Origin of the sequence: Asaia prunellae JCM 25354 (assembly GCF_000613885.1) — a bacterium.
Taxonomy (GTDB): domain Bacteria; phylum Pseudomonadota; class Alphaproteobacteria; order Acetobacterales; family Acetobacteraceae; genus Asaia; species Asaia prunellae.
On record NZ_BAJV01000006.1, the window covers coordinates 167,699 to 180,991 of the forward strand.

The window sequence follows — 13,293 nt, forward strand, 5'->3', positions numbered from 1 at the left end:
CCATCACCCAAATCCAGGCGCGATCACATGCACGTTCTGGTGTCTGAGACATACGTTATTTGCGGCTGCCCTATCATGACGTCAGCTAAATTCTAGTTCAATGACGAAACAATTCAAAACACACTGCGTTACGTTACATCGCCGCATGGTTATCCGACATTGTGTATGGTCGAAAGAAACCGATTTGCTTATGCGTCGTTGCTCTTATCATCGCGGATGTTTCAGTGTCCGTTCAGTGAAAGGATTATGACAATGGCCGATGCAACAGAAAACAAGGCTGAAGGTCTCCTCGACGAAGCCAAAGGCCGCCTCAAGGATGCAGCTGGCGGTCTGACGGGTGATGCCAAGCTTCAGGCTCAGGGCAAGGTTGACCAGCTTTCCGGCATGGCACAGCAGGAGTTTGCAGATCTCTACGATGATGCCGAGACCACGCTCGAAAAGGCAACAGCCTTCGTGCAGGATCGTCCGCTGATTTCACTCAGTGTTGCCATTCTGGTGGGTACCATTCTCGGAGCACTGTTCTTCGGACGTTCGAAGAAGAAATAATACCGGTTTTTCATACGGTATTTCGGAAGGGGATCGCAGTGACGCGGTCCCCTTTCTTCGTATTGAGGAAAGAAAAACGGATCAGGGAGTCGTGCCAGGGGTTTACAGCTCGATTCGAGTGATTCAAAAGCGATTCGTGTGACTGTGCGACTCGGACAGTCTGGTTCATTTTCTTTCGTCAAGGATCCTGCGGCCGCCCATGCCAGACTATGCTCTTGAATTTGCCAATGGGGCACCATTGAGGAGTGTAGTCGGGCTCGATGAGGTCGGGCGCGGCCCTCTTGCCGGACCGGTCATCGCAGCGGCGCTGCTTTTCATGACGCCGCCTGCCGAAGATCTGGCGTCCATGATTGATGATTCGAAAAAACTGACAGCCAGACGACGCGACGCGGCCTACAGGGCCCTGATGCAAACCGCTTCGGTGCGTATCGGTCTCGGTGCGGCTTCGGTAGCAGAAATCGGGACCATCAATATAGGCAAGGCGTGTCACCTCGCCATGCAACGCGCTTTGCACCATCTTGGCATGATGCCGGATTGTGCTCTGGTTGATGGTAACCGTCTTCCCGATCTGGAATGCCCTGCCATTGCTGTCGTGGGGGGCGATCGTAAAAGTCTGTCGATTGCCGGTGCGTCGATCATTGCCAAGGTTACACGTGACCGGCTGATGGCGCGTCTTTCTGAACGGCACAATGCCTATGGCTGGGAAAAGAATGCCGGTTACGGCACGGCCCTGCACATGGCCGGTCTGCAAAAGGCCGGAGTTACTCCCCATCATCGACGCGAATTCGCGCCCATACGCGCCCATCTCGCTTGTGCAGTTCAACCGGCCGGAGCTATCTAATGCAGGATTTTCCCCTTGATCAGATCCTGTGCGGTGAATGCATCGACACGATGCGTGGTCTGCCTGATGCCAGCATCGACTGCATCTTTGCCGATCCCCCGTATAATCTCCAGCTGCGCGGTGAATTGCGTCGCCCTGATGAAAGTGTTGTCGATGGGGTCGATGATGCGTGGGACAAATTCGCCGATTACGCCACCTATGATAATTTCACGCGTGAATGGCTGGCCGAGGCGCGTCGTCTCCTGACCAAGGACGGCACAATCTGGGTGATCGGCTCCTATCATAATGTATTCCGGCTTGGCGCGATCATGCAGGATCTCGGATTCTGGATCCTGAATGACATTATCTGGCGCAAGGCCAATCCGATGCCGAATTTTCGAGGGCGCCGTTTTACCAATGCGCATGAAACACTGATCTGGGCGGCCCGTGGCCCTGAGAGCAAATATCGCTTCAATTACCAGGCCATGAAGGCGCTCAATGATGACATGCAGATGCGCAGTGACTGGTATCTGCCGCTCTGCACAGGCAATGAGCGCCTGCGCAATGCGCATGGCCTCAAACTGCATCCTACCCAGAAGCCAGAAAGCCTGCTTCATCGGGTACTGATTGCCTCCACCGTGGTAGATGATGTTGTTCTTGATCCGTTCTCAGGAAGTGGCACAACAGCGGCCATGGCCAAACGCCTTGGCAGGCGCTTCATCGGTATTGAACGCCACCCCGATTATATCGAAGCGGCTCGCGCTCGTGTCGAGGCTGAAGTGCGCCTTCCTGATGATCAGCTTGCCATTACCCCTGCCAAGCGGGAAATGCCGCGCATTCCATTTGGCAGTTTTGTCGAACAGGGTGCGCTTCCTGCAGGCACTGAGCTCTTTGATCGTCAGCGGCGCGTCAGTGCGACAGTCATGCCCGATGGCAGTCTTGTTTCGGGTATCCATCGTGGTTCCATCCATAAAATGGGTGCAATCCTGACCAATGCCCCTTCCTGTAATGGCTGGACGTTCTGGTATTTCGAGCGAAAGGGTGAGGTGCTTCAGATCGATATTCTGCGCACTGAGCAGGCTCAGGCACCACTTCGCAATGTCGGGTAGCTATTCTGCGGGAGGGAGGATTCTGACTGTCTCTCTCCGGAACAGGTAAACTGACACTTCATTTCATTCCGATTTTATAAGTATTCATACCGGAAAAAGCGTGTGGTTTGTCCTGTTTTATGGACGATCATCTGTGGACGTCTGCAGAATATCCATCACTTCAGGATGGGTATTTGTTTGCAAACTATTTCCGGACATAATCTGAGAAAATATTCCGGAAAAAATGGCGAGCTCACGCGTTCATGCATGAGGTTCGCTTGTCGCTTTGTGTGCAGAGTGACCGACACGGTCCAGACAGCTCTCAGGGTTTCAAATCCCTGGACTCAATGACAGGGCCGGGATTTGTTTTCCGGTTGTTGCCGCTGGTCGGATTGGCGTTACGGCGAGCCTCTGTTCGGATCTGAGGAGCATGAGGCGATCATGGATGAAATTAGCCCAGACAATATGCAGGAATGGACGGACCCAAGGCGAAATCCTGATGAAAGAGCGCGTGCGGCGACAAAGGCGATGAGTCACGCGCAGAAAATGGCCTGGATGTCCGGCCCGATGGCGATACCGATCAATGGCAAAGAGAAACCTGAAGGGGCTATTGGGTCAGCAGGCTATTTTCCTGCCATGGCTGAGCTCGGGCTTCCGGCACAGCAGCAGAGTGATGCAAGTCTCGGGATTGGTAATCTGGGAGATGTCAGGCCGGGTGATACGGCGACAGCGTTGCCATCGTCACTCATGCTTGGTGCTTCCTTCGACCCTGAGCTGGCAAGAGAAACAGGACAGATGGTTGGCCGTGAAGGTCATGCCAAGGGATTTAACGTGGTGCTGGGAGGCGGCGCCAATCTGCTTCGTGACCCGCGTGGCGGGCGTATCTTCGAATATGTATCGGAAGATCCCTTGTTGACGGGGCATATTGCAGGCAATTCGATCGTCGGTATCCAGTCCGAGCACGTCGTTTCGACAATCAAGCATTATGCGATCAACCCGGAAGAAACAGGCCGTGTGATGATCAGCTCTGATATTGGCGAGTCTGCGCTGCGTGAGAGCGATCTGCTTGCCTTCGAGATGGCAATCGAAATCGGAAAGCCCGGAGCGGTGATGCCCGGCTATAATCTTGTCAACGGCACATGGGCTTCGGAAAATGCCTTTCTGCTGACGCAGGTGCTCAGGAACGAGTGGGGCTATCGCGGCTGGGCCATGTCTGACTGGGGAGCGACCCATTCGACCGTTAAAGCGATCATGTCAGGGCTTGATGTGCAGTCGGGTGCGAATATCGACCCCGAACCTTTTTTCGGTGCTCCACTGGAAAAGGCGATCGAAAGCGGCGCTGTACCGTCCGAGCGTCTGGATGAGTCAATCACACGGCAGCTGCGCAGCCTGTTTACCGTCGGTGCAATCGATTATCCGGCAAAACCGGGTGGAAAAATCGATTATGAAGCGCACAGGAAAATTGCGCAGCGTGCTGCTGAAGGCGGTATTGTTCTGCTGCGCAATGAGCAGGCTATTCTTCCACTCCCTGCGACGCTACGACATATTCTGGTTGTTGGCGCACATGCCGATACAGGCGTTTTGTCGGGGGGCGGGTCTTCATCTGTTACGCCGACAGGAAGCCTGAAGCTCGATGGCGCAGAATTTGCGGGGGTTTCCCTCGAAAAGGTTTACCAGCCGTCATCTCCTGTTCGGGCAATAAAGCAGATCGTTCCAGAAGCTACAGTGATCTATGATGATGGCAAGGATCATGACGCTGTTGCAGCCAGGGCCCGAGAGGCCGAGATTGTAATTGTTTTTGCCGAACTCTGGCGAAGTGAGGGACAGGATGTGCAGGGACTTTCCCTGCCGGATGATCAGGAGGCACTGATTGTCAGGTTGGCATCCGCAAATCCAAAAGTAATTGTGGTTCTCGAAACGGGCGGACCAGTGCTCATGCCGTGGCGCGAAAAGGTCCCTGCCATCCTGAATGCCTTCTATCCGGGATCGGGAGGGGGAGAGGCGATTGCGGCGATAGTGTTCGGAAAGGTAAATCCTTCCGGACGTCAGCCCTATACCACGCCCCTGAGCGAAGATGACCTGCCCAGACCCGATCAGATCGACCCGAAAACCGTGGTTTCCAATCCGGGGCAGCCGGTAACACAGCCGGTTATTCACCGTGATTATACTGTTGAAGGTGCTGATGTCGGCTATCGCTGGTTTAGCCGGGTTGACAGAAAGGTTGCTTATCCTTTCGGTTTTGGTCTCAGCTATACGCAGTTCAGCTATGGTTCTCTGAGTCTTGCGTCAGATCATGGTTCTGTCTTTGTCGACGTAACCAATACCGGGGCCGTTTCAGGGGCCGAGGTTGTTCAGATCTATGCTTTCAGGGAAGGAGATTCATCATTTCAGCCGCGTCTCGTCGGCTTTTCGAAAATCAGGCTCGCGCCTGGAGAGACGGCTGGCGTATCAGTCGGACTCGAGCCCAGATTGCTGGCGCAAGTTGTTGGCGATAACTGGGTACGTCACGCCGGGCGCTACCGTCTCGAAGCGCGGAGTGATGCACTGACCCCGATAACAGGTCTCAGCATGGACCTGCCACACTGGACGTTACCCCTGCACCACAGCACGCCTGTTGACTGAAATGGCAACGGATTGCCTTTTCTGTGATGAGGCAATCCGGTCTTTCGAAAGAGGATTGGGGTCAGCGCCCGCCAAAACCGAGAAAGCCGATTGCAGGCTGGGGTTGACCGCCTGAAGCTTCCTGTCGGCCTTTGGCAGCAACAGCCATGGCCGACGCATTTTTCCGTCCTTTGCCCTTGATCGTCAGATGACCATTTCCTTTGGAGTCGGTCTCGATTGCCGAGTGGGTCGTCTCGGCGGCAAAGCTGCTATCGCCGTAGTTACGCATCGAGAGCAGCAGAAACATGATGTCTTTGCGGTTCAGGTCGATGGCCATGTCGAGAGGAGTCTGGAACAGAACATTCTTGGCATTCATATCGGCGCCGCGGTTCAGCGCCTCTTTCGCGGCATTCAGTGAACCACGATTGATGGCGTCGAAGAGGGCTTCAGTCGGGTTCAGATCCACATTGGCGTGGCCCGCATCCTGTTCCTGGGAATCCGCGCCTGGAAGAGCGGAAGGCGGTGCCGCTGCCTTGGCAGCGCGGCGGGCTTCAGCCTTCTTCTGTGCTTCTTCGGCTTCCTGTTCCGCTTCCGCATCGTCGGCAGACTGTGCATGCGCTGCATGCCAGGGAATAAAGAATACAGGCGACGCAGCCAGAGCCGCTGTCAGCATCAGGGGAAAGAGTCGTGGGACATTCATGTGACGTCTCGAGTGGCGCATGGACAGACTATAAGCGATCGTTGAGAGGCTGGCGACTCCCTATCGGCGGCGAAGCCGACCTTCGCGCCACCAGCCGATGAAGAGAAGGACCAGCGTGCCGCAAAGGGCGATCCAGGAGGGGCAGAGCTCGGTCAATCGACTCGATGAAGCAACGGATACGAGCTGACGTGGAAAACCGATCCAGTCTGAGCCGTAGAGCGTACCGGAAGCAACCTGCCGAATTCCGGGTACGATGGTTCCGGAGCCGAGCCAGCGTGTCGTGCCATGACTCTGTTTGACTAGGCTGTCGAGAATGGTGGCCGTTGCCCGCAGGTCGGATTCCTCGACTGGATCCTCCGTTGTCTGAGCTGTCATTGTGGTCAGCCCGTCCTGTCGAATGATCCAGAGACCGGTCTGACCATTGGTCGCGAAACCGGCTGTGAAGACACCATCTCCGGCAGGTTTGAGAGAAACGGCGGTGGTTTTGCCGTCCGGCGATGTAATCTGGGCAGGATTCGTCAAACTTGCTGCGCTGCTGCGACGCTGGATATGAAGATTATTGTCGCTGATAGAGGCACGTAGCTGGTTTTCTTCCAGATCGGGCTCTTTCATCAGCCAGTGCGACAGGCGTTTGAGCAATTCGGCCTGGGGGCCGCCACCGCCTTCACCACGCGACCAGAGCCAGAGCTGATCAGACAGGAGCAGCGCCACGCGCCCCTTGCGTACTGTATCAAGTACCAGAAGGGGCTGGTTTTCAGGTCCGGTCAGGAGGGAGGTACCACGCAGTCTCTCTGATGCCAGCCCACGATACCACGGCCCCCAGGGTTGAGGCAGTCCGGCAGTAACGGGATGGCGTTTTCCTGATTCGGTGAGTTGTGGCACGAAACGCTCATTGATCACCCCCGTCGCGGGGACGTGGGCCGGCAGGATATCGGCCAGAGGCGTATCCTGCAGCGTGCCGTCCTGAGTGAATTCAGGTCCCGCTGTCAGCAGTAATCCACCGCCCTCGCGTACGTAATCGGCGATATTAGTCAGGTAATCCTGTGGCAGGATGCCAGCATTGTGGAAACCGTCGAGTATGATCAGGTCGAACTGCTTGATCCGGTCCTGAAACAGTTCCTTGATCGGAAACGGGATCAGGGCGAGATCCGAAAGGGGTGTACCGTCATCCTTGTCAGGTGGACGCAGGATAGTGAAATGGACGAGATCGACAGAAGGATCGGCCTTGAGCAGGCGACGCCACACCCGTTCGCCCTGGTTGGGTGTGCCCGAAACAAGCAAGACCTTAAGTCTGTCGCGCACACCGTTGATCCGGACAATCGCGTTGTTGTTGCGTGTGCTCACTTCGCCGGAAAGAGGGGCTGCCGAGAGGGTGACTAGCGTTTCGCTGGGATGACGGACAGGAACGGTGATCTCGATCGGCTCTCCTGAAATGGCGGGAATTTGCCGGGGCGGCTCGTCACCCTGGCGCAGTGTCAGAGTGACTGGCTGATGGCCTGTTGCGCCGAGATCATCAACGGCTACACGCAGGGACGCGTCCTTGCCGACAAGTGCATAGGGCGGGGCCTGAAGAACGCGTAATCTGCGATCCTTTTCTTCACCTGCTCCTGTCAGCAGAACATGCAGGGGCAGGGTAATACCATCACGTCTGAAAAGCGCAGGCAGCGTAGCGGGAGCATCATGAACCATGCCATCGGTCAGGAGAATGGCGCCGCTGAACCGACCGGGGGGCAGGTCGGCCTGGTCGATCGCATCGAAAAGACGGGTGCCATGACCATGGCCTCCCTGAACCGTCACGGTATGCAGGGTAAGACCAGGTATGGCGTGCGCTTCCTGTTGCAGAAGAGCGGCGGCTTTTTCCGCGCTGTCAAGGCGATTGCGCAGAGCCATGGAGGGCGAGTGATCGACCACCAGCAACACATCCTGCGGGGCAGGTTCATAGAAGGGGCGGCTCAAGCGCGGTCCGGCCAGCCAGAAGATGAGCAGAAGCAGTGCCAGCATACGTGCCAGGCTGCCCGGTACGCGGCGCAGTAATGCGTAGAGTCCGACTAGAAAGACACTTCCCCCGGCCAGACCGATCAGCCAGACGGGTATGAGGGGCATGAAGGTGAGATGGATCATTGTTCCATCCTCTTCAGAAGTTCGGGAACGCGCATCTGGTCGGCCTTGTAATTGCCGGTCAGGGCGTAGAGCAGCAGATTCACGCCGAAGCGATAGGCTTGGGTACGCTGCTCATCGCCACCGGGAATGACGGCATAGGGTGTATTGCCTTGCGCATCCATGGCCCAGGCATGTGCCCAGTCTCCTGCTCCGATGATGATGGGGCTGACATCGTCGTTGGTGTCATCGCCACTGCGGGCCACCCAGACGGGCAAACCCTGCACGCGACCCGGGAAGTCATGCATCAGGTAAAAACTGTGAGCCAGCACGTGGTGATCGTCGAGCTTGCTGAGTGGTGGCACGACAAGACCGGCCGTGGCGCGCCTGAGCGCCGAGCGTGTCTGGCTTTCGTCCTGGGTCGAGAGCTCGGAGCCTACGCCCTGTGTATCAAGCATAAGAATGCCGCCATGAGCCATGAAGCTGTTGAGTGCGGCAGAACGTTTCGGATCTTCCTGCACGTCATCGGTGATCGGCCAGTATAGCAGGGGATAATAGGCCAGATCGTCCTTGCCCGGAGTCACGCCATCGGGGTGGCCCATCACCGCAGAAGAGCGGTCAGAGGCATAATTGGACAGACCCTGAAGCCCTTCACGTGAGGCTTCATCTATGTCGTCATGACCTGTCAGCACATAGCCAAGACGGGTTTCCAGGGCGGCACCGGGGACCGGACCATGCGTCGTTGCCTGTATCTTCTGGGAGCTTTCATCCTCCTGTGCATGGGCAACGGGAAAGGACAGGAAGACCGGTGGAGCGATGATCAGGGTCAGTGCGACAATGCGCCCCAGCATGCCGCGCAGCCAGAGTGCTACAAGGAAATCAGCCAGGAGCAGGAGCAGCGCCGTACCCAGCAGATAGGGCGCCAGGGCGCGATCAGGGGAGACGTGGGCCGGTGTCAGCGCAGATCCCAGGAGAGGTTCTGGCTGAAGCGCTGGCAGATGATCACCCAGATTGAAGGCGCGACGGGAAAGACGGGGGCCGTAGAAGCCGGGCGGGTGCTGCACATCAGCTCTGGTGGTAGCGAATGCTGCAACAGACAGAGGACGGGCCGCTTCGGGAGGGGCAACAAGCATTCCGCGTGTATCAAGCATGGTGAAAGGGACGAGGTTACGGAGTTCGCTCTGGTCTTTCTGGCCGGCAGAACGTTGCACCAGACGATCAAGCATGTCGGGGAACAACCCGGAAAGCGGCAGGCTGGACCAGTCGGCACTTGCCGTTACATGAAACAGCACAAGTTCACCCTGACCAAAGGGACTGGCCGTCACCAGCGGTGTGCCGTCACTCAGTCTTGCCCAGACATGGGCAGCCAGATCGGGTGTAGGCTGAGCCAGTACCTGACGGGTGACAGTCACTTCTTTCGTCAGGCTCAGCCCGTCGAAAGGAGAATGCTCGGCAAAAGCAGAGAGTGTCTGCGGTTTGCCCCATGACATCGGGCCGCCAAGCTGACGCATGCCACTCATCAGGGGCACGGGCAAAAGCGTCTTGCTCTGATCGGGGGTGGACGCATTCCGGTCGGCAGCGAGAACCGGACCGGCAAAGCGTATCAGTACCCCGCCATGGCGTACCCAGTCTGCAACGCGTCTGCGCGTATCGTCATCGGCAAGTGTTCCATCGGTTGCAACCAGGACAGACAGTTTCTGTTTCAGAAGATCCTGCGCTGTCCCGCGATGAAGCTCGCCAACACCCTGAATGGCCTGGGCCAGAAAGAAACCCTGACCTGTCAGAGGTGTGTCCTGGGTACCGGGAGTCAGCAGACCGACCGGATGGCGGCGATCATCTGAGTCAAGCAGGAATATGGCCGAAGGCCCTGGCAGAGATGTGTTCTCACGCTCCAGTACAAGTCTTCTGGCACGATTGCGCAGCAGAGGGGGCAAAGGCAGATCCGTCGATCCGGATGCTTTGCTGACGAGAGGGAAGATACCGAGCGTACCACCATTCTCGTCACGTACCCTGACATTCAGGGGATGCGCAGGACAGGGCAGGGCACTGACCGAGGCGCTCAGCACTCCGGCATCGCCCTGATGGGCTGTGAGCAGCATGGTGTCGCAGCCCGGCCAGCGCATATCGCCGATCCAGCTACCGGATGCGCGCAGGGAGGTCGCGAATACCGTATCAGACTCTGTCGCCACGCCATCGGAAAGCATCACGATGTCATGGAGGCCACGCTGCGGGGTCACACGTCCGAGAGCTTTGATCTGTTCTGCACTCCGGGCTCTGTCCGAAGGCCAGGAATGCGGGGTGAGTGCCAGAAGACGTTCTTCGAAACGGGCGCGATCACGGGTAGTGAAGGGTGCCGCCATACTGCCATCCGCATTGGGCGCGCCCAGAAGAAGTGTGACTTCATGGCCTGAACGGAACCGTCTTTCCGCAAGACCGCGTGCGGCACGCAGACGCTCCTGCCAGTAGGGTACGGCAGCCCAGCCATTATCGAGAACCAGTACCAGATCCTGCGAGGATTTCAGGGCAGGATCACGTCCGAGCCAGAAGGGCTGGGACAGGCCGAATACCAGCAAGGTGACAGCCAGCAGACGCAGCACCAGAAGCCAGAATGGCGAACGCGCCGTATCAGCCCGCCCGGGTCTCAGGCGCTGCAGGATCTGGAGAGAAGGATAGAGCTGTTCTCTGGGAGGTGGTGGAGTTGCCTTGACCAGCCAGTAGATGACGGGAAGAGCGATCAGACCGAGCAGGGCAAGGGGACTGAGAAAGATCATGCGTGCAGACGCCCTCCGGTGAGGCGCGCATAAAGCGCAAGAAGGGCAGGCAGTACGGGTTGGTCGGTATGATTGAGCGTGAAGCTCGCGCGATGAGCCTCAGCCATGGATGCGATTTGGTCGAGATGTGCCTGCATTTCCTGCTCATAGGAATCGGACAGTGTTTCTACAGCTGACAGGGTCAGGCGACCTTCCGCCTCCAGGCTGTCGAAAGCGATACGTCCCGCAAAAGGCAGGCTGCGTTCTGCCGGATCAAGCACGCAGAACAGCTCCGTGCGTGCTGGCCGTGCCGCAACGTCACGCAGCAGTTTCTCAAGAGCTTCGGGAGCAACCAGAAAGTCGCTTACAAGAACGAGCTGGCCATAAGGACGCAACGTATCGAGAGCGGGCAGCGGGGGAGAAGGGCCGAGAACGAGATTCTGGGCAAGGCGCGACAGGGCATGAGGACCGCTCACTGATCGTCCCTGTTCAGGACCGTTCAGAAGAGCAACGCGTTCGCCACCATGCAGTGCAGCTGCAGCCAGTGCCAGTGTGGCAAGCTGTGCCCGTGTTTTCTTGCGTGGCAGGTCGGCGCGCGATTGCCAGTCCATCGAGAGCGAGGGGTCGCACCACAGGGTAAGCTGTTGCGCGCCTTCAGCCTCGCGCTCGCGCACCCAGAGCTGGTCGCTGCGTGCAGACTGTCGCCAGTCGATCCGATGAGCGGGTTCATGCTCATGGGCCGGGCGATATTGCCAGAAATCCTCACCCGAGCCGGCGCGATGCTGATGATGTACACCAGCACGTATCTGTCTGCCTATGCGTTCGGCTTCTATAACCAGAGGCGGGAGCAAGGCTTCCGCCTCCGGGGTGAATCCGGAGGGCTGTACAGAGGATGGCGCGGCTGTCCCTTTCTGGCGGCGCCATTTCCCGAAGAAACCACTCACGGTCAGAGAAGCACCTCGACGCCCCTGGCAATCAGTTCTTCCACCTTGAGACCCGAGGCCCGTGCAGAAAAACTCAGTGCCATACGATGAGCCAGTACGGGTTCGGCAAGCTCGACCACATCATCAAGACTCGGTGTCAGCCTTCCATCCAGAAGTGCCTGGGCACGGCAGCTCAGCATGAGCGCCTGAGCTGCGCGGGGGCCAGGGCCGTAGAGCAGGGATGAAGCAAGATCGGGCTGATAGGCGGTTTCGGGGCGAAGGCCGCGTACAAGGGTGAGGATGGCTTCAAGCACCTTTTCTCCCACAGGAAGTCGACGGATGAGCGCCTGGGCCGTAATCAGCTTTTGATTCGAGAGCAGGACGGGTGCTTCGGCAGTCTGGGCGCCCGTGGTCTGAAGCAGCATGTCGCGCTCGGCATCACGTTCGGGAAAGGTCAGGGCGATACGCAGCATGAAGCGGTCGAGCTGAGCTTCAGGCAGGGGATAGGTACCTTCCTGCTCGATCGGATTCTGTGTGGCCAGAACATGAAAGGGGCGTGGCAGCTTATGATTGGTGCCTGCCTGGGCCACTTCATATTCCTGCATGGCCTGAAGCAGTGCCGATTGCGTACGCGGGCTGGCGCGGTTGATCTCGTCAGCCAGAAGAAGCTGGGTGAAGATCGGCCCCTTCACGAAACGGAAGAAGCGGCGACCGTTTTCGTCCTCGTCGAGAATGTCGCTCCCGGTGATGTCCGAGGGCATCAGATCGGGGGTGAACTGTACGCGGCGTGTATCAAGCCCCAGTACATGGGCAGCGGTGCTGACAAGCAGCGTCTTGCCAAGACCGGGCGCACCGATCAAAAGCGCGTGACCACCTGAGAGGATCGTGACCAGCAGGCGATCAATCACGTCGCGCTGACCGAGCACGATCTGTCCGATGGCGCTTCTGACAGCACCGAGCTGCGCTGTCAGGCGTTCAGCCATGGCGAGATCGGCAGGGCTATCGGCGGAGAAGGAAGAAGGATCGTTCTGGCTCATATTTATCAATCTGACAGTTCCGGGGGTTTCATCAAGCCATAAGACGACCCAACTTGCAGCTGAAGACGAAATTCTTGGACCGCAAGCGGAGAGAGCGTTGAAAGACGGAGTGGCAAAACAGACGTCATGCTACGCGGAAATGCAGGCGACCCCTAAATTTGATTTCTGTCCCGACAGGAGTGAGGAAACTGATGACGTGATCGAGACGGAGGCCCCTCGTGTGCTGCCTTTTCTGATCAGGCGCGATGGTACGTGGCTGTACCGGGGGTCGCCCATACGCAGGAAGGAAATGCTCTGTCTTTTCGGCGCCATGCTGACGCGTGATACGAACGGGGATTACTGGCTGCGTACGCCTACTGAAACCGGCCTGATTCAGGTTGAGGACGTGCCTTTCATCATACGTGAGCTTGATTTTCGTGGGGTCTGCGGTCGACAGCAGAATCTGTGTCTCCGTACCAATATGGATGAACTGCTCTGTGTCGGGCCTGCCCATCCCCTGATCGTCGACTGGCAACGTCCGCCTGCCGATGACTGTGCGGCTGTTCCCTATGTGCAGGTCCGCCGCGGTGATGGTGACAAACCTATTCTCGCCCGGCTGTCACGTCCGGTTTATTACGAGCTTGTTGCTCTCGCGGTACCGGGTCATGTCGGGTGTCGGCCCTGTATGGGGGTCTGGAGCCAGGATTGCTTCTTTCCACTCGCCCCCATGCCCGCTCTCTGAAAACCGGGTG

The 13,293-nt window shown here is 57.7% G+C and carries 10 protein-coding genes; 5 read left to right on the plus strand and 5 right to left on the minus strand.

Features of this window, described 5'->3' with window-relative positions; all coding sequences use genetic code 11:
- Window positions 1-252: 252 nt before the first annotated feature.
- From JCM25354_RS06820 to JCM25354_RS06835, 4 genes are all read left to right on the plus strand, one after another.
- Entirely contained in the window at window positions 253-546 is a 294-nt protein-coding gene (locus tag JCM25354_RS06820; RefSeq protein ID WP_025885450.1) for a CsbD family protein, read from the plus strand.
- A gap of 199 nt (window positions 547-745) precedes the next feature.
- Window positions 746-1,387, plus strand: coding sequence for a ribonuclease HII (locus tag JCM25354_RS06825; protein WP_025885451.1), 642 nt, complete (start codon window positions 746-748; stop codon window positions 1,385-1,387).
- Window positions 1,387-2,475, plus strand: coding sequence for a site-specific DNA-methyltransferase (locus JCM25354_RS06830; RefSeq protein ID WP_025885452.1), 1,089 nt, complete (start codon window positions 1,387-1,389; stop codon window positions 2,473-2,475). Before JCM25354_RS06825 ends, JCM25354_RS06830 begins: the two co-directional genes overlap by 1 nt.
- Window positions 2,476-2,895: 420 nt before the next feature.
- A complete protein-coding gene (locus tag JCM25354_RS06835) occupies window positions 2,896-5,076 on the plus strand; it encodes a beta-glucosidase (protein ID WP_025885453.1) in 2,181 nt (726 codons plus the stop codon).
- A gap of 61 nt (window positions 5,077-5,137) precedes the next feature.
- Here JCM25354_RS06835 and JCM25354_RS06840 read toward each other — a convergent pair whose 3' ends face one another.
- The 5 genes from JCM25354_RS06840 to JCM25354_RS06860 all read right to left on the minus strand — a co-directional run bounded on the left by JCM25354_RS06840 (window position 5,138) and on the right by JCM25354_RS06860 (window position 12,562).
- Window positions 5,138-5,728 (minus strand): ankyrin repeat domain-containing protein, encoded by a 591-nt coding sequence (locus tag JCM25354_RS06840; RefSeq protein WP_243443946.1) that lies wholly within the window; start codon window positions 5,726-5,728, stop codon window positions 5,138-5,140.
- An 87-nt stretch (window positions 5,729-5,815) separates the two neighbouring features.
- Window positions 5,816-7,876 (minus strand): hypothetical protein, encoded by a 2,061-nt coding sequence (locus tag JCM25354_RS06845; RefSeq protein ID WP_025885455.1) that lies wholly within the window; start codon window positions 7,874-7,876, stop codon window positions 5,816-5,818.
- The gene (locus JCM25354_RS06850) at window positions 7,873-10,623 is read right to left on the minus strand and encodes a DUF4159 domain-containing protein (protein WP_025885456.1); all 2,751 of its coding nucleotides are present in this window, start codon (window positions 10,621-10,623) and stop codon (window positions 7,873-7,875) included. The genes JCM25354_RS06845 and JCM25354_RS06850 overlap by 4 nt, the downstream gene beginning before the upstream one ends.
- On the minus strand, window positions 10,620-11,546 hold the full coding sequence (locus JCM25354_RS06855) for a DUF58 domain-containing protein (RefSeq protein ID WP_025885457.1): 927 nt from the start codon (window positions 11,544-11,546) through the stop codon (window positions 10,620-10,622). The genes JCM25354_RS06850 and JCM25354_RS06855 overlap by 4 nt, the downstream gene beginning before the upstream one ends.
- Before the next feature lie 2 nt (window positions 11,547-11,548).
- Window positions 11,549-12,562 (minus strand): AAA family ATPase, encoded by a 1,014-nt coding sequence (locus JCM25354_RS06860; RefSeq protein ID WP_025885458.1) that lies wholly within the window; start codon window positions 12,560-12,562, stop codon window positions 11,549-11,551.
- 196 nt (window positions 12,563-12,758) lie between these two features.
- Here JCM25354_RS06860 and JCM25354_RS17270 point away from each other — a divergent pair, with 196 nt between their 5' ends.
- Window positions 12,759-13,283 (plus strand): DUF1285 domain-containing protein, encoded by a 525-nt coding sequence (locus tag JCM25354_RS17270; protein WP_243443943.1) that lies wholly within the window; start codon window positions 12,759-12,761, stop codon window positions 13,281-13,283.
- The last annotated feature ends 10 nt before the right edge of the window (window positions 13,284-13,293 follow it).

Coding starts and splice junctions, on each gene's coding strand:
- JCM25354_RS06820 (WP_025885450.1), top strand. CDS start 253: ATGGCCGATGCAACAGAAAACAAGGCTGAAGGTCTCCTCGACGAAGCC.
- JCM25354_RS06825 (WP_025885451.1), top strand. CDS start 746: ATGCCAGACTATGCTCTTGAATTTGCCAATGGGGCACCATTGAGGAGT.
- JCM25354_RS06830 (WP_025885452.1), top strand. CDS start 1,387: ATGCAGGATTTTCCCCTTGATCAGATCCTGTGCGGTGAATGCATCGAC.
- JCM25354_RS06835 (WP_025885453.1), top strand. CDS start 2,896: ATGGATGAAATTAGCCCAGACAATATGCAGGAATGGACGGACCCAAGG.
- JCM25354_RS06840 (WP_243443946.1), bottom strand. CDS start 5,728: ATGCTGACAGCGGCTCTGGCTGCGTCGCCTGTATTCTTTATTCCCTGG.
- JCM25354_RS06845 (WP_025885455.1), bottom strand. CDS start 7,876: ATGATCCATCTCACCTTCATGCCCCTCATACCCGTCTGGCTGATCGGT.
- JCM25354_RS06850 (WP_025885456.1), bottom strand. CDS start 10,623: ATGATCTTTCTCAGTCCCCTTGCCCTGCTCGGTCTGATCGCTCTTCCC.
- JCM25354_RS06860 (WP_025885458.1), bottom strand. CDS start 12,562: ATGAGCCAGAACGATCCTTCTTCCTTCTCCGCCGATAGCCCTGCCGAT.